Genomic DNA, 16,356 nt, shown 5'->3' with positions numbered 1-16,356 from the left:
CGACGCCGATCCGCATGAAACAACCCTCCGCCTTGTCGGCGCTCGTCGAAGCGCTGCGCGCGCTGCCCGGTGTCGGGCCGAAGTCCGCGCAACGCATGGCGTACCATCTGATGCAGCACGACCGCGAGGGCGCCGAAAAACTCGGCCGCTCGCTGCTGTTCGCCACCGAGCATCTGCAGCACTGCGAGAAGTGCAACACCTTCACCGAAGCGCAGATCTGCGAGGTCTGTCTCGACGAGGAGCGCGATCCCACGTTGCTGTGCGTCGTCGAGACACCCGCCGATCAGATCATGCTCGAGCAGACCATGACCTATCGCGGGCTCTATTTCGTGCTGATGGGACGCCTGAGTCCGCTCGACGGCATCGGTCCGAAGGAGATTCATTTCGACCGGCTCGTCAGACGCGCCTCCGATGGCGTCGTCAAGGAAGTCGTGCTCGCAACCAATTTCACTAACGAAGGCGAGGCGACCGCGCATTACCTCGGGCAGACGCTCAAGGCGCGCGGACTCTCCGTCACGCGTCTCGCACGCGGCGTGCCGGTGGGCGGCGAACTCGAGTATGTCGACGCCGGCACGATTGCCCGCGCAATGCTCGACCGCCGCTCGATGTAGCCCGAGGCATCGGCGGGAACGCAACGCGGCGCGCGCCAGGACCAGAACCAAGGAGACACATGAGCGTCACCCCTGAATCAAACGCGAGCGCCGCGCCTCAGAACAAAACCGGCCCGCTCGCCGGCGTCAAGGTGCTGGAACTGGGCACGCTGATCGCCGGTCCGTTCGCCGCGCGCTTTCTCGGCGAATTCGGCGCCGACGTCATCAAGATCGAAGATCCCAAGGGCGGCGACCCGCTGCGCAAATGGCGCAAGCTCTATCCGGAAGTTGGCGGCACGTCGCTCTGGTGGGCCGTGCAGGCGCGCAACAAGAAATCCGTCACGATCAATCTGAAGGCCGAAGAGGGCAAGGAGATCGTGCGGCGCCTCGCGAAGGAAGCGGATATCGTCGTCGAAAATTTCCGGCCGGGCTTGCTGGAGAAACTCGGTCTCGGCTACGACGTGCTGTCCGCGGAAAACCCCGGACTCGTCATGGTGCGCCTGTCCGGCTACGGGCAGACCGGTCCGTATCGCGACCGGCCTGGCTTCGGCGCAATCGCGGAATCGATGGGCGGCTTGCGTCATATCACCGGCTATCCGGATTTGCCGCCGCCGCGTATCGGTATTTCGATCGGCGATTCGATTGCCGCGCTGCACGGCGTGATCGGCGCGCTGATGGCGCTGCATCACAAGCAGGTGAACGGCGGCAAGGGGCAGGTCGTCGATGTCGCGCTCTACGAGGCCGTCTTCAACATGATGGAGAGCGTGGTGCCCGAATACGGCGTGTACGGCATGGTGCGCGAGCGCACCGGCGCGTCGCTGCCGGGTATCGTGCCGTCCAATACGTATCCGTGCCGCGACGGCAGCATCGTGATCGGCGGCAATAGCGATCCGATCTTCAAGCGCCTGATGATCGCAATCGACCGCGAGGATCTCGCCAACGACCCGGCGCTCGCGCACAACGACGGCCGCGTGCCGCGCACCCAGGAAATCGACGGTGCGATCGCCGCGTGGCTTGCCACGCGCACCATCGACGAAGCCCTCGCCGTGCTGAATGCGGCCGACGTACCGGTGGGCCGCATCTACAGCGTGGCGGACATGTTCACCGATCCGCAGTTCATGGCGCGCCAGATGATCCAGCGCTTCAAGTGGCAGGACGGCCAGGAAATCACGCTGCCGTCGGTCACGCCCAAGCTCTCGGCAACGCCCGGCGAGACGCGCTGGCTGGGCCCGGAACTGGGTGAACATACCGATGAAGTCCTGCAGTCGCTAGGTTATGATTCTGACCATATTGCAAGGTTGCATGCGCAACAAATAGTTTGAGTGTGCACGCCGCGGCAAACAATAAAGCCGAAACAACGGACAACAAAAGTTTGGAGACTCGAGACCATGCAACGGAGAAGCTTTCTCGCCGGTACGGCCGCACTCGCGGGCGCCTCGCTCGCCGCCACACCGCTCGCTTTCGCGCAGGGCAAACCTGAAACCACCAAGGTGGCGATCGCGGTCGGCGGCAAGAACCTGTTTTACTACTTGCCGCTCACCATCGCCGAGCGTCGCAACTACTTCAAGGACGAAGGGCTCGAGGTCGAGATTTCCGACTTCGCCGGCGGCTCGCAGGCGTTGAAGGCGGCGGTTGGCGGCAGCGCGGATGTGGTGTCCGGCGCGTTCGAGCACACCTTGCTGCTGCAGGCGCAAAAACAGATGTTCCGCGAATTCGTCCTGCAGGGACGCGCGCCGCAGATCGTGCTGGCGGTCTCGAAGAAGACCATGCCGAACTACAAATCGATTGCCGATCTGAAGGGCAAGAAAATCGGCGTGACCGCGCCGGGTTCGTCGACCTCGATCATGGCGAGCTTTGTGTTGGCGAAAGCCGGGCTGACCGCGAAAGACGTCGCCTTCATCGGCGTGGGCGCGGGCGCCGGCGCGATCGCCGCGTTGCAGTCGGGGCAGATCGACGCTCTCGCCAATCTCGACCCGGTGATGACCAAGCTCGAACGCACCGGCGAGATTCGCGTCGTGTCGGATACGCGTACGCTCGCCGATACGCGCAGCGTGTTCGGCGGCGATATGCCGGCGGGTTGCCTGTATGCGTCGCAAAGTTTCATCACGAAGAATCCCAATACCACGCAGGCGCTGACCAACGCGATGGTGCGCGCGCTCAAGTGGCTGCAAACGGCGACCGGCAGCGAATTGATCAACACGGTGCCGGAAGGCTATCTGCTCGGCGATCGCGCGGTGTATCTGGACGCGTGGCAGCACGTGAAGGAAGCCATGTCGCCCGACGGCCTGATGCCGGCGGACGGCCCCGCGACCTCGCTGAAGACATTGCAGGCGTTCGACCCGAACGTCCAGGGCAAGCCGATCGATCTGTCGAAGACGTGGACCAACGACTTCGTCAAGAAAGCGCTGAGCACCGTCAAGGCGTGAGCCGGGTGAGGGCGAGCGGGCCGCGAGGCGGCGGCCACCACCTTCGCCGCGCTCGCCGCGGGCCCGTTTGCCATGACGCGATCACACACCGAATCCGATCTTCGAAGCGAGCTGAACGATGACAGTTGCCGCACTGGCGCTCGACAACATCACCTGCACGTTCGCTGCGCGCGACAATCGCGCGCAGCGCTACACCGCGGTGAAGGACACCACCTTGCGCATCGCGCCGGGCGAATTCGTCTCGGTGGTCGGCCCGACCGGCTGCGGTAAATCCACGCTGCTCAATGTCGGCGCGGGCCTGCTGGGTCCGTCGTCGGGCACGGTCAGCGTGTTCGGCGAGCCGCTTCAGGGCATCAACCGGCGCGCCGGTTATATGTTCCAGGCCGATGCGCTGATGCCGTGGCGCTCGGCCATCGACAACGTCATGGCCGGCCTCGCTTTTCATGGCGTGCCGCCCGCTGAAGCACGCGTGAAAGCCGACGAGTGGTTGAAACGCGTCGGCCTCGGCGGTTTCGGCGATCGTTATCCGCATCAACTATCGGGCGGCATGCGCAAGCGCGTCGCGATGGCGCAGACGCTGATTCTCGATCCCGACATCATCCTCATGGACGAGCCGTTTTCCGCGCTCGATATCCAGACGCGTCAGTTGATGGAAAACGAGTTGCTCGACCTGTGGGCGGCCAAACGCAAAGCGGTGTTGTTCATCACGCACGATCTCGACGAAGCGATCTCCATGTCCGACCGCGTGGTGGTGCTGTCCGCCGGGCCGGGCACGCATCCGATCGGCGAATTCACGATCGATCTGCCGCGTCCGCGTGATGTGGCGGAAATCCGCGCGCATCCGCGCTTCGTCGAATTGCATGCGCAGATCTGGAGCGTGCTGCGCGATGAGGTGCTCAAAGGCTATCAACAGCAGCTCACGGCTGTTTAGGCGCGTCACGTCATTGCGTCACGTATGGCGTCATGGGTTGGCGTCCCTGGTAGTGTCCATTAATCGTCGAAGGCAAACCGAGTCATGTGGAAGACGTTGCGCCCGAACCGGGCGAATCTGGTGATCTGGCAATGGCTGCTGCTCGTGCTGTGCTTCGTGCTCTGGTACGTGCTGACCAGTCCGACGCTGTTGCCGGCGTTCTATTTCGACGACCCGAACAAAGCGGCGTTCTTCTTCGGCGAGCCGCAGAAGGTGTTGCAGCGGATCTGGGAGTGGTTCACGGGCGGCGAGATCTATCTGCACCTGTGGATCACGCTGGTCGAAACCGTGCTCGCGTTTACGCTCGGCACCGCGCTCGGACTCGGCGTAGGCCTGTGGCTCGCGTTGTCGCCGCTCGCGAGCGCGCTATTCGATCCGTATATCAAAGCCGCCAACTCGATGCCGCGCGTGATTCTTGCGCCGATCTTCGGTGTGTGGTTTGGCCTCGGTATCTGGTCCAAGGTGGCGCTCGGCGTCACGCTGGTGTTCTTTATCGTGTTCTTCAACGTCTATCAGGGCGTGAAGGAAGTCAGTCCGGTCGTGCTCGCCAACGCGCGCATGCTCGGCGCGAACCGCAAGCAGTTGCTGCGCTTCGTCTACTTGCCGAGTGCGATGAGCTGGGTGTTTTCCAGCTTGCATACTTCAGTGGGGCTGGCGTTCGTCGGCTCGGTGGTGGGGGAGTATCTCGGCTCGGCGCGCGGCGTCGGCTATCTGATTCTGCAGGCCGAAGGCACCTTCGATATCAATACCGTGTTTGCCGGGATCCTCGTGCTGACCGCGTTCGCGCTGGTTCTGGATGCCATCGTCGGTATGGGCGAGCGGCGCTTGATGAAGTGGCAGCCCAAGACGGGCGATACGGAAAAGCTGTAGCTCCGCGAGCGCCAAGTTATGTGGCGCAATGCATGAGCGAAAACGGCGCGCGGGATGGATGCCCGCGCGCCGTTTTTTCTGGGCGCTCGAAGGAACCGCTTGAACGAGCCGCCCGATCAAGCTTCGCTCAAGCGCAGTCTTCGCTTCGACTAAGGCGTCACCACCACCTTCCCGATCACGCGACGTTCAGCCATGTCACGCAGCGCGCGCCCGGTTTCTTCGAGTGAATAACGCGCCGACACATACGGTTTAAGCTTGCCTTCAGCGATCCAGCGGGTCATCTGCTGGAACGCCGCATGATTATGCTGCGGCTCGCGCTTCGCAAAGTCACCCCAGAACACGCCGACCAGGCTCGCGCCTTTGAGCAGCGTCAGGTTGAGCGGCAGCTTCGGAATCTCGCCGTTCGCAAAGCCAACCACGAGATAACGCCCACGCCAGCCGATGCTGCGGAACGCCGGCTCCGCATACACGCCGCCGACGGGGTCGTAGATCACATCCGGGCCTTTCCCGTCGGTGAGCGCCTTGATGCGCTCGCGCAGATCCTCGGTGCTGTAGTTGATGGTGGCGTCCGCGCCGTGCTTGACGCAGGTCGCAAGTTTCTCGTCGCTCGATGCCGCTGCGATCACGCGCGCGCCGAGCGCCTTGCCGATCTCCACGGCCGCGAGTCCAACGCCGCCGGCCGCACCCAGCACCAGCATCGTCTCGCCGGGCTGCAATGCACCGCGATCGACCACGGCGTGATGCGAGGTGCCGTACGCCAACGTGAAGGCCGCCGCCAGTTCGAACGGAACACCGTCCGCCAACGGCACGCAGGCGCTGACCGGCGCCAGCGCCTGTTCCGCGAAACCGCCCTGACCGGTGAAGGCGACCACGCGCGAGCCTGGCTTGAACTGCGTGACGTCCGCGCCCACCGCGCGCACCACGCCCGCGACTTCCGAGCCGGGCGTAAAGGGCAGGGGCGGTTTGAACTGGTACTTGTTCTCGATGATCAGCACGTCGGGAAAGTTGACGGCTGCGGCTTTGACGTCGATTACGACGTGGCCCGGCGGTGCTTCGAGGTCGGGCAGGTTTTCGACGACCAGGCTCTCCGGCGGCCCATATTGATTACAGCGAATCGCGCGCATCGTGTCTCCATGTCGATCAGGGGTTCGCAAGTATTCTGAGTCTAAAGCAATCAGCACGATCGTGCGTTTTTACTGTCTTGCCTGCGCTCATCGGGACGGTTGTCGGGTGATCGATGCGCGTGCGGCAAACGACTCGCGCGGGGTAAGCGCGATTCCCGCGCGTGCGCATTGCATACCGCATGCGCATGGGCCGCCGTGTCGTTCGCGCGTCTTCTTTCCTCGGTTACAATCGCCGCATGCGAATCCTACTCAGCAATGACGACGGTTATCTGGCGCCCGGCCTTGCCGCGCTTTACGAAGCGCTCAAGCCGATCGCGGACGTCACCGTGATGGCACCCGAACAGAATTGCAGCGGCGCGTCGAATTCCTTGACGCTCTCGCGGCCGCTCTCGGTACTGCGTTCGGCCAATGGTTTCTACTACGTGAACGGCACGCCCACCGACTCGGTGCACATCGCGCTCACGGGCATGCTCGACCATACGCCGGACCTGGTGGTCTCGGGCATCAACAACGGTCAGAACATGGGCGAAGACACGCTCTATTCCGGCACCGTCGCCGCCGCCACCGAGGGGATCATGTTCGGTGTGCCGGCCATCGCGTTCTCGCTGGTCGATAAAGACTGGGTGCATCTCGAAGACGCCGTGCGCGTCGCCACCGAAATCGTCGCCCATTATCTCGAGCAGCCGTTGCCGGGACATCCGCTTCTAAACGTCAACATTCCGAATTTGCCCTACGAGCAGCTCGGCGACTGGCAGATTACGCGTCTCGGCAAGCGGCATCCGTCGCAGCCGGTGATCCGGCAAACCAATCCGCGCGGCGAACCGATCTACTGGATCGGGCCGGCGGGCAGCGCGCGCGACGCGAGCGAAGGCACCGACTTTCACGCCGTCGCCAACGGCCATGTGTCGATCACGCCGCTGCAGCTCGACTTGACCCACACGCAAATGCTGCCCGCAGCGCGCGACTGGGTGCGCGCCGGCAGCGGCGCTTCATGACGAACGAGCGCGCCAAGCGCTTTCCGCTCGGCCTCGAGGACCTGGTGCGGGAACCGCGCCGGGCCGAAGGGCGCCCGGGCGAAATACGCGCGGCGACGCTGGCTGCGAGCGCGGCGCTGAACGCACGTCCGCAAGCCGCGAAGAACGCGTCGCTTGGTTCCACGGGTCAATCCCAATCGAAGCAACAGGCGAGGTCGCACACCGCGGCGCACGCGAAGCCGCAAGCCAAGCCCTCGGCGGCAACGCCGCCAAAGCCGCTGGCCGCGTCTTCCGCCAAAGCGCCGGCGAGCGCACCAGTGAAAGCGCCAATGAAAGCGCCGGCCAAGGTCGCCGTGCCGAATTCGACTGCGCGCCCCGCGTCGCAGCCGGCGCCGGCCAAGCCTGCCACCCGCTCAACCGAGCGCAGTGCCGCGCCGAACGTCGCGTTGAGCGGCGCGATGAGCGGCGCATTGGCGCTGACTTCGGAACGGGTTCGCGAACGGATGGTCGAACGCCTGCGTGCGAACGGCGTGACCGATCAGCGCGTGTTGAACGCGATGTCGGTGGTGCCGCGCCACATGTTCGTCGATCCGGGTCTGGCGGCTCAGGCCTATGAAGATGCCGCATTGCCGATCGGCCATCACCAGACGATTTCCAAGCCCTCGGTCGTCGCCCGCATGATCGAACTGGCCGCCGCCGGCCGCACGCTGAATAACGTGCTGGAAATCGGCACCGGCTGCGGTTATCAGGCGGCCGTGCTGAGCCAGGTCGCGCGCGAGGTGTACTCGATCGAACGTATCAAGCCGCTGTCGGAGCGCGCGAAGACAAACTTGCGCCCGCTGCGCATTCCGAACATCCGCCTGCACTACGGCGATGGGCGGCTCGGTTTGCCGTCGGCGGGACCGTTCGACGCGATTGTGATCGCCGCGGCGGGGCTCGACGTACCGCAAGCCTTACTTGAACAACTCGCGATCGGCGGCCGTCTGGTCGCGCCGGTCGGCTCGCAGGACGGCCAGAACCAGGTGCTGACTCTGGTCGAGCGCCTCGGACCCGCGCAGTGGCGCGAGTCGCGGCTTGATCGCGTTTTCTTTGTACCCTTAAAATCCGGAGTGATTTGACACCGATGAGTATGTTGCGCGCGATGCAAAGAACCAGACTGAATGCCCCCATGACCGTAACCCAGCGCAGCGTGTGCGTGCTCGCCTTGTCCCTGTTGATGACGGCCTGTGCATCCCGGCTCGACCAGGCGCCGGTCGTCGACCGCTCCGGCGGCGGCACGCTCAGCACGCAAGCAGCGCAGCCGGCCGTGCCGCTCGGTCCGCCGCCGCCGGGCTACTATCGCGTGAAGCCGGGCGACACGCTGTATCGGATCGCGCTGGAGAACGGCCAGAACTACCGCGACATTTCGGCCTGGAACAATCTGACCAACCCGAATCAGATCGAAGTCGACCAGTTGTTGCGTGTCGTACCGCCGGGTGCGAACACCGCGGCGCTCACGCCGGGTGTCTCGACCGCGCCGATCGGCGGCAGCGCTTCGGTGCAGAGCGCGCCGCTCGGCAGCACGGCGCCGGCCACGGGTGCGACCGCGGGTGTCGCGGCACCGCCGCTCTACGGGTCGGCCGCCAACAACGCGTCGTCGGCGCCGCCGGCCAACCCGGGCGCGGCGAGCGACTCGAACACCGGTGCATCCGGCAACGTGGCGTTCGCCTGGCCGGTGCGTGGGCCGCTGCTCGGCACCTTCAACGACTCGACCAACAAGGGCGTGAATATCGGCGGCGCCGCGGGTGATGCGGTGAAGGCGTCGGCGGATGGTCGCGTGGTTTATGCCGGAAATGGGCTGCGTGGTTACGGTAATCTCATTATCATCAAGCATGATGCAACTTATCTCACCGCGTATGCACACAACCGCTCTTTGATGGTAAAAGAGGGGGATGCGGTGACGAAGGGGCAGAAGATCGCTGAGATGGGCAATAGCGATTCCGACCGCGTGATGTTGCATTTCGAAGTTCGCCGGCAGGGTAAACCTGTCGACCCACTGAAGTATTTGCCGCCGCAATAAGCGATACGACCATGCCGAAATCGAAGCGCCCGCCGCAGCAAGCCGAGTCTGAGACGATCAGCCACGCTATGTCCGCTTCGGTGGATGAAAGCGGCGCTTCGGAAGTGGAAGAGGAGATCGCGGAAGAGCGCGATCTCGACGAACGCCAGGGCGGCGCGGATGAAGGCGGTGACGCCCGCGAAAGCGCGAGCGAGGCGGCCCCGGACGCGGACGATTTCCGCGCGCTGTTGCAAGCCGAGCTGACGGCCGACACGATCCAGCACTACCTGAACCGTATCAGCGTCAAGCCGCTTCTGACTGTCGAGGAAGAGCAGAAGTATTCGCGTCTTGCCAAGGCGGGCGAGTTCGAGGCGCGGCAGGTCATGATCGAGCGCAATTTAAGGCTCGTTGTCAGCATTGCGAAGGGTTACCTGAACCGCGGCGTGCCGTTGCTCGATCTGATCGAGGAAGGCAATCTCGGACTGATGCACGCGATCGAGAAATTCGATCCGACGCGCGGCTTCCGGTTTTCTACCTATGCGACCTGGTGGATTCGCCAGAGTATCGAGCGCGCGATCATGAACCAGGCGCGCACCGTCCGTTTGCCGGTGCACGTAATCCGTGAACTCAATCAGGTGCTGCGCGCCAAGCGCCATCTGGAAAAGAATTCGATGAACTCGGGCGAAGCCGCCGAGCGCCGCGACGCCAGCATCGACGACATTGCCTATCTGACCGGCAAGACCACCGACGAAGTGACGGACATTCTCGCGTTGAACGAGCACACCGCTTCGCTGGACGCGCCGCTCGATCTCGATCCCGCGAGCAGCCTGCTCGATCTGCTGTCAGACGATCAGAGCCAGTCGCCGGATGCCGAAGTGCAGCACCGCGAACTGGAAACGCTCACGCGCGCGTGGCTGGCACGGCTGTCCGACAAGCATCGGCATGTGATCGAGCGCCGCTTTGGCCTGAATCACATCGAACCCGCCACGCTCGAAGAGCTGGCCGACGAAATGGGCCTCACGCGCGAGCGTGTGCGCCAGATCCAACAGGAAGCGCTCGTGCGCTTGAAGCGCTTCTTTGCCTCCAACGGTGTTCGGAAGGACGCCGTTCTATAACCTGATGACACCGATTCTTGTTTTCGACATCGAGACCATTCCCGATGTCGCCGGCATTCGCCGCCTCGAAGATTTGCCCGCCGACCTGAGCGACGCCGAAGTCGCCGAGCATGCGTTCGCCGCGCGCCGCGAAAAAACCGGCGGCGATTTCCTGCCGCACCATCTGCAACGGATTGCGGCAATTTCCTGCGTGTTCCGCGACAACAACGGCTTCCGCGTGCGCTCGCTCGGCAGGCTGGAAGACGGCGAGGCGGCGCTCGTGCAGTCGTTTTATCGCGTGATCGAGAAGTACACGCCGCAGCTCGTGTCGTGGAACGGCGGCGGCTTCGACCTGCCGGTGTTGAACTACCGAGCCTTGGTCAACGGCATTCCCGCCTACAAGTTCTGGGATCTCGGCGAGGACGACCGCGAGTTCAAGTGGAACAACTACATCAGCCGCTATCACGCGCGTCACACGGATCTGATGGACGTGCTCGCCATGTACCAGGCGCGCGCCAACGCGCCGCTCGACGCGCTCGCCAAGATGTGCGGCTTCCCCGGCAAGATGGGCATGGACGGCAGCCAGGTGTGGCACGCGTACCAGGAAGGGCGTATCGAGGAAATCCGCAATTACTGCGAGACCGACGTCGTCAATACGTACTTGCTCTATTGCCGCTTCCAGTTGATCCGCGGCGCGTTTTCACCCGCGGAGTATGCTGACGAGATCAACCTCGTCAAGAACGCGCTGGCGCTGGAAACGGCGCCGCAATGGGCCGAATATCTAGCGGCATTCGATCAGTAAGCCGCTCGCGGACGAGCCATGATGGAGTTCCGCGGGCGAAGAGAGCAGTGAGGCCGCCGCAGCCGTTCGCTCCAAAGGCACGAAAGGCTTGCAAGGTACGAGACGGCGTGAGGCGCGTTCGTCTCCGTCTCCCGCCGCCACCGCCGTTATCGTGGCTAATGTGTCTGGCGGCCATTCCCGCCGCGCCGGATGATGGCCACGCGCGGCGCTTCGTCTACAATCTCGCCTTTCCCCCAAGTTTGTCAGGAAGTAGCAGGTGTCCCGAACTGCCCCCCAACGCCGCGCGCCGAAGCGCCACAAGACGCCTCCGCCCGCGCCGGCACACGTCGTTACCGGCAACGAGCCGGTCATTGAAATCGTTTCGCTCGATATGGAAGCGCGCGGCGTTGGCCGCACCGAGACCGAAGACGGCTCGCCCGGCAAGGTGATTTTCGTCGAAGGTGCGCTGCCGGGCGAACGCGTAAGCTACTCGACGCATCGCAGCAAGCCGAAATTCGAGCAGGCCGAAGTGGTTCAGGTATTCCGCGAGAGCGTGATCCGCACCAAGCCGAAATGCACGTACTTCGATATCTGCGGCGGCTGTTCGATGCAGCATCTGGACATTCGCGCGCAGGTGGCCGTCAAGCAGCGCGTGCTCGAAGACAATCTCCAGCATCTCGCCAAACTGCGCCCGGAAACGGTGTTCCGGCCGATTCACGGTCCGTCCTGGGGTTATCGCTACCGTGCGCGTCTGGCAGTGCGCTTCCTGCCGGAAAAAGGCGGCATGCGGATCGGCTTCCACGAGAAGAAGAGCAGCTACATTGCCGACATGAAAACCTGCGAAGTGCTGCCGCCGCACGTGTCGGCCATGCTGATGCCGCTGCGCTTCATGGTTCGCAAGCTGTCGATCTACGACCGCATGCCGCAGCTCGAACTGGCGGTCGGTTCGTCGGTGACGGCGTTGGTGGTGCGCAATCTCGAACCCATCACAGCAGCGGACGAGCAGGTGCTGCGCGATTTCGCCGACGAGCACAAGGTGCAGTTCTGGCTGCAGCCGGGCGGCCCGGACACGGTCACGCCGTTCTATCCGCTCGACGTGGAGCTCGACTACACGCTGCCGGAGTACGGCATTCGCATGCCGTTCAAGCCGACCGACTTCACCCAGGTGAATCACGCCATCAACCGCGTGCTGGTGAGCCGCGCGCTGCGTCTGCTGGCGCCGGCGCGCACCGATCGCGTGCTCGATCTGTTTTGCGGGATCGGCAACTTCACGCTGCCGCTCGCGCGGATCTCGAAGGAAGTGATGGGCATCGAAGGCAGCGAGGTGCTGACTTCGCGTGCGCTCGCCAATGCCGAACTGAATGGCGTGGCGGGGCATACGTCGTTTGCGTGCCGCAACCTGTTCGAAGTCACCGCCGACGACCTGCGCGCGCTCGGCCACTTCGACAAGTTCCTCATCGACCCGCCGCGCGAAGGCGCGCTGGCCGTCGCCAAGGCGCTGGCTGAGATCGCGCAGAGCGGCAACGGGCCGCTGCCGAAGCGCATCGTCTACGTGTCGTGCGCGCCGGCGACGCTCGCGCGCGACGCCGGTCTGCTCGTGCACGAAGCGGGCTACCGGCTGGTGGGCGCGGGCGTGGTGAACATGTTCCCGCATACGTCGCATGTGGAGTCGATCGCGTTGTTCGAGCGGGACTGACGAGCGCGCCTGGTTGCGTCGGCGCTGCGCGGCAGCGCGACGGCCTAAGGCAGCGTAAGGCAGAGGCAAAAGGCAGCGCACAAACAAAAACGCCACGACCGAAGTCGTGGCGTTTTTTTATTCCTGCTGCTTTTCAGTACGCGGCGCGGCTTAGAACTGCCACCACGACTTTTCCGTACCCGGCCTTGCATGACCCGTGATGTACGGGCTGTCAGGGAAGGTGCCGGCCAGCACGCGCTTCGTGTCGTCGGCCAGTTGCGGCTGATTCAGCTTCTGATACGACAGCATCATGATATGCAGTGCGTCTTCAATCGCCGGCGCGTTCTTGTATTGCGTGAGTGCCAGTTGCGCGCGATTGATCGCGGCGACATAAGCGCCGCGGCGGTAGTAATAATCCGCCGCGTGGACTTCGTGCGACGCCAGCGCGTTCACGATATAGCGCATGCGTTGTGCTGCGTCCGGCGCATACTTGCTGTTCGGGTACTTGTCCACGACGATCTTGAAGGCGTCGTACGATTCGCGCAGCGACTTCGGATCGCGCTCGCTCATGTCCTGGCCGGAGAAGCGGCCGAACAGACCGAGGTCGTCGTTGAAGTGGATCATGCCCTTCAGGTAGTACGCGTAAGCGATGTCCGGATGATCCGGGTGCAGCTGGATGAAGCGGTCGATCGCCTGGTCGGCGGCGGCGTTTTCATTGTCTTTCCAGTTGCAGTAAGCGACATTGATCTGTGCCTGCTGGGCGAAGTGGCCGAACGGATCGCGCCCCTCGAGCATTTCGAAGTACTTGGCGCACTTGCCGTAATCACCACCGGACAAGGCGTCGTTCGCCTCCGTATATAATTTGTTGTTGTTCCACGTTGCCGTTTCGTCGGTCTTCTCCGGCAGGCCGTGGCAAGCCGCGACAACCGCGACGGCTGCGGCACACGCAATGTATCCGGCCACTTTCCGGGCCGCCTTCTTGATGGCCGCCAAATTGATCGCCGCTTTAGTGATGGTGTTCAAGGCTCGCATTTTCCAGTCTAGCTTTACGTCCAGGTGACCCAGACTCAATGACCCGCTCAAATACTCCAGGTGCCGCAACCGGCGCCGGGAATAGCAACAAAGATTATAGCGTAAGCGCTGACCCCTCCGACGCGTTGGGCGTCGATTCCCTCGACGACGATCTCGGCAGCGACGCGCTCGGCGCCGCGGCCGTGTCCAGCCTTGTGCCGACGGTCGCGAACCGCGTGACGGACGAGACGCCGCGCAGCGTCGTCGTGCCCGACGAACTGGCCGGCGAGCGCCTCGACAAGGTGCTCGCGCGGGTCTTCCCCGAGTTCTCGCGCAACCGTCTGCAGAGCTGGATCGAAGCCGAGCGCGTGCGGATCGACGGCAAGCCCGCGAAAATCCGCCAGCCGGTGCCGCTCGGCGCGACCATCGAACTCGTGCCCGATCTGCTGCCCGAGCAGCTCGCGTTCACGCCGGAGCCGGTGCCGCTCGAGATCGTTTATGAAGACGACACGCTGGTGGTCATCAACAAGCCGGCCGGTATGGTCGTGCATCCGGCCGCCGGCAACTGGAGCGGCACGCTGCTCAACGGACTGCTGTATCGCTATGGAGACGCTGCCGCGGGCCTGCCGCGCGCCGGCATCGTGCACCGTCTCGACAAGGAAACCTCCGGCCTGATGGTGGTGGCGCGCACGCTCGAGGCGCAGACCGACCTCGTGCGCCAGTTGCAAGCGCGCACGGTGAAGCGCCGTTATCTCGCGCTGGTGTGGGGCAACATGCCCGAAGAAGGCACGATCGACGCGCCGATCGGCCGCGATCCGCGCGAGCGCACCCGCATGGCGGTGGTGACGAGCGCGTCGGGCAAGCCCGCGCGCACGCATTTCCGGCGTGTCGATTCGGCGATCTGGGAGCGCCAGCCGGTGACCGCGATTCATTGCGATCTCGAGACCGGCCGCACTCATCAGATTCGCGTGCATTGCGCGCACATCGGCCATCCGCTGCTCGGCGATCCGATTTACGGGCGCGCGCGCGGCAAGCGTTCGGTCACGCCGCTGCCTGGCGGTTTCGCGCGCCAGGCGCTGCATGCATGGCGGCTCGGCCTGATTCATCCGCAGACCGGCCGCACGATGCAGTGGCGTGCCGACGTGCCGGAAGACATGCAGGCGCTGTCGGCGGCGCTCGGTCTCGGCCGCGACGACGCAGGCGAGTTCGACGAGACGTACTACGAAGAAGACGACTACGACGCGTCGTTCGACGAGGACGGCGATGAAGGCGCACTCGACCACGACGAACACGACAGTGCAGATGACCACGACCACGAACACGACGAGGACGATCACGCATGAGTGCGCCCGAGCTGAGCTTTGCCGATGTCGTGCAACCCGCATGGAATGTGTCGCCGCGCGTGCGCGCGCTCGTCACCACGCGTAACGGCGGCGTGAGCGAACCGCCGTTCGGCCGCTGGCACAACGGCGCGGATTTGCCCGGCGGCCTGAACCTGGGCATGAAGTCCGGCGACGATCCGGCCGCGGTCGCCACCAATCGTGAACGTCTGCTGAAGCTGGCCGGCGTGAGCGAGGCGGCGTGGCTCGAACAGATTCACGGCGCCGGCATCGTGCGCGCGGAAGAGGTGATCGCATCGGCACGCGTGAGCGGTGGGCCGACGCGCGCCGATGCGAGCGTCACCGATCGTCCTGGCAGCGTGTGCGTCGTGATGGTGGCCGATTGCATGCCGGTGCTGTTGTGCGACGAGGCGGGCCGCGCGGTCGGCGCGGCGCACGCGGGGTGGCGCGGACTGGCGGCGGGCATCGTAGAACAGACTGCGCAGCGCGTCGCCGAACTCGCGCAGGTGCAGGCGAGTGCATTGCATGCCTATCTCGGTCCCTCGATCGGACCCGACGCCTTCGAAGTCGGCCCAGATGTGCGTGACGCGTTCATGAACGGCGTGGGCGGCGCGCAACGCGATGCCACGGCAAACGCATTCGTCGAGCATCCGCAGAATCCGGGCAAATATCTCGCCGATCTCCCGGCGCTGGCGCGTTTGCGGCTGCAGCGGCTCGGCGTGACAAAGATTGTCGGCGGCGACCTCTGCACGGTCACGCTGCGCGAGCGTTTCTACTCCTATCGCCGCGACCGCGAGACCGGCCGCATGGCCGCACTCATCTGGCTGGACGATCAGGCGCAGTCGATCGCGGACTAGTCCTGCTCGCGACGCCGCCCCGCGCGGCGCTCTTGCTGTCAATGCAGAAGACACACACCGGCACACGCGAATGACGTTCGGCGAGGTCGACGTCATCGTGCCGGCAGGCTACGTCAGAGCATTGCCGCGGCATTCTTACGAGCACGCGTATGAGGGTTTATTGGGAGACGCCGCATGTGTTTTTGCTGCGCTGCCGGAATTGCCTGCGATGCGTGAATCTGCCGCAGAAACTGTTCGCAGACGAACGGATAAGTGCGCATAAACCTATGCAATATGGGAGCTTTTTTCGTTCGCGGCTGCGTTGAATCTCCCATGGCCCAAAAGCGCGATCTGCTACACAGGGAAAACGATAATTAAAAAACTATCGCACTGCGGCAAAATCGGGAACAAGCATTGACATGCCTTGCGATGGGGAGCAAGAATGTTCCTCACGGATCCTCGTACAAGGGACAGGGCGTGACGAGGTCGCGAGCAATTGCTCACGTGCGCACGAACCTGCCTCTCAACCCGTCCGCAAGGACTTACCGGTCAAAAGCAGGCATGGCAGCATCACATACCTCAGCTTCCCCCAAGACGGACTCCTCGACGGAGAACACGCAGCAGGCC

General features: G+C 64.0%; 15 protein-coding genes. 13 read left to right on the top strand and 2 right to left on the bottom strand.

Annotated elements, in window-relative coordinates:
• Window positions 1–14: 14 nt before the first annotated feature.
• The 5 genes from recR (at window position 15) to BLW71_RS07200 (ending at window position 4,856) form a co-directional block, all read left to right on the top strand.
• Window positions 15–611: a recombination mediator RecR gene (gene recR / locus BLW71_RS07220; RefSeq protein ID WP_091794507.1), complete on the top strand. Its 597-nt coding sequence runs from the start codon at window positions 15–17 to the stop codon at window positions 609–611.
• 59 nt (window positions 612–670) lie between these two features.
• Window positions 671–1,912: a CaiB/BaiF CoA transferase family protein gene (locus BLW71_RS07215; protein WP_091794505.1), complete on the top strand. Its 1,242-nt coding sequence runs from the start codon at window positions 671–673 to the stop codon at window positions 1,910–1,912.
• Window positions 1,913–1,978: 66 nt separating this feature from the next.
• A complete protein-coding gene (locus BLW71_RS07210; protein WP_091794503.1) occupies window positions 1,979–3,016 on the top strand; it encodes an ABC transporter substrate-binding protein in 1,038 nt (345 codons plus the stop codon).
• 118 nt (window positions 3,017–3,134) lie between these two features.
• Window positions 3,135–3,947 carry an ABC transporter ATP-binding protein gene (locus BLW71_RS07205; RefSeq protein WP_091794501.1) on the top strand — a complete coding sequence of 271 codons (813 nt, stop codon included), beginning with the start codon at window positions 3,135–3,137 and terminating at the stop codon, window positions 3,945–3,947.
• A gap of 84 nt (window positions 3,948–4,031) precedes the next feature.
• The gene (locus BLW71_RS07200; protein WP_091794499.1) at window positions 4,032–4,856 is read left to right on the top strand and encodes an ABC transporter permease; all 825 of its coding nucleotides are present in this window, start codon (window positions 4,032–4,034) and stop codon (window positions 4,854–4,856) included.
• A gap of 149 nt (window positions 4,857–5,005) precedes the next feature.
• Here BLW71_RS07200 and BLW71_RS07195 read toward each other — a convergent pair whose 3' ends face one another.
• The gene (locus BLW71_RS07195; RefSeq protein ID WP_091794496.1) at window positions 5,006–5,980 is read right to left on the bottom strand and encodes an NADPH:quinone oxidoreductase family protein; all 975 of its coding nucleotides are present in this window, start codon (window positions 5,978–5,980) and stop codon (window positions 5,006–5,008) included.
• Window positions 5,981–6,216: 236 nt separating this feature from the next.
• On the opposite strand from BLW71_RS07195, the gene surE reads away from it, so the two are divergent.
• The 6 genes from surE (at window position 6,217) to rlmD (ending at window position 12,563) form a co-directional block, all read left to right on the top strand.
• Window positions 6,217–6,975 carry a 5'/3'-nucleotidase SurE gene (gene surE, locus BLW71_RS07190; protein ID WP_091800552.1) on the top strand — a complete coding sequence of 253 codons (759 nt, stop codon included), beginning with the start codon at window positions 6,217–6,219 and terminating at the stop codon, window positions 6,973–6,975.
• A complete protein-coding gene (locus BLW71_RS07185; protein WP_091794494.1) occupies window positions 6,972–8,072 on the top strand; it encodes a protein-L-isoaspartate(D-aspartate) O-methyltransferase in 1,101 nt (366 codons plus the stop codon). Before surE ends, BLW71_RS07185 begins: the two co-directional genes overlap by 4 nt.
• Window positions 8,073–8,077: 5 nt before the next feature.
• On the top strand, window positions 8,078–9,013 hold the full coding sequence (locus tag BLW71_RS07180; RefSeq protein WP_091794492.1) for a peptidoglycan DD-metalloendopeptidase family protein: 936 nt from the start codon (window positions 8,078–8,080) through the stop codon (window positions 9,011–9,013).
• Between the two features lie 11 nt (window positions 9,014–9,024).
• Window positions 9,025–10,107: an RNA polymerase sigma factor RpoS gene (rpoS, locus tag BLW71_RS07175; RefSeq protein WP_091794490.1), complete on the top strand. Its 1,083-nt coding sequence runs from the start codon at window positions 9,025–9,027 to the stop codon at window positions 10,105–10,107.
• Window positions 10,108–10,111: 4 nt separating this feature from the next.
• Window positions 10,112–10,888: a 3'-5' exonuclease gene (locus BLW71_RS07170; RefSeq protein WP_091794487.1), complete on the top strand. Its 777-nt coding sequence runs from the start codon at window positions 10,112–10,114 to the stop codon at window positions 10,886–10,888.
• Window positions 10,889–11,144: 256 nt separating this feature from the next.
• Window positions 11,145–12,563, top strand: a complete 1,419-nt coding sequence (rlmD, locus tag BLW71_RS07165; RefSeq protein ID WP_091794485.1) for a 23S rRNA (uracil(1939)-C(5))-methyltransferase RlmD — start codon at window positions 11,145–11,147, stop codon at window positions 12,561–12,563.
• A gap of 150 nt (window positions 12,564–12,713) precedes the next feature.
• On the opposite strand, the gene BLW71_RS07160 is transcribed toward rlmD, so the two are convergent.
• Window positions 12,714–13,574 carry an outer membrane protein assembly factor BamD gene (locus BLW71_RS07160; protein WP_091794483.1) on the bottom strand — a complete coding sequence of 287 codons (861 nt, stop codon included), beginning with the start codon at window positions 13,572–13,574 and terminating at the stop codon, window positions 12,714–12,716.
• A gap of 38 nt (window positions 13,575–13,612) precedes the next feature.
• Here BLW71_RS07160 and BLW71_RS07155 point away from each other — a divergent pair, with 38 nt between their 5' ends.
• Both BLW71_RS07155 and pgeF read left to right on the top strand, forming a co-directional pair.
• Window positions 13,613–14,896, top strand: coding sequence for an RluA family pseudouridine synthase (locus tag BLW71_RS07155; protein ID WP_091794481.1), 1,284 nt, complete (start codon window positions 13,613–13,615; stop codon window positions 14,894–14,896).
• Entirely contained in the window at window positions 14,893–15,750 is an 858-nt protein-coding gene (pgeF, locus tag BLW71_RS07150; protein WP_091794479.1) for a peptidoglycan editing factor PgeF, read from the top strand. Before BLW71_RS07155 ends, pgeF begins: the two co-directional genes overlap by 4 nt.
• Window positions 15,751–16,356 lie beyond the last annotated feature (606 nt).

Origin of the sequence: Burkholderia sp. WP9 (assembly GCF_900104795.1) — a bacterium.
Taxonomy (GTDB): Bacteria; Pseudomonadota; Gammaproteobacteria; order Burkholderiales; family Burkholderiaceae; genus Paraburkholderia.
This window is presented reverse-complemented; position numbering and strand designations above follow the sequence as displayed.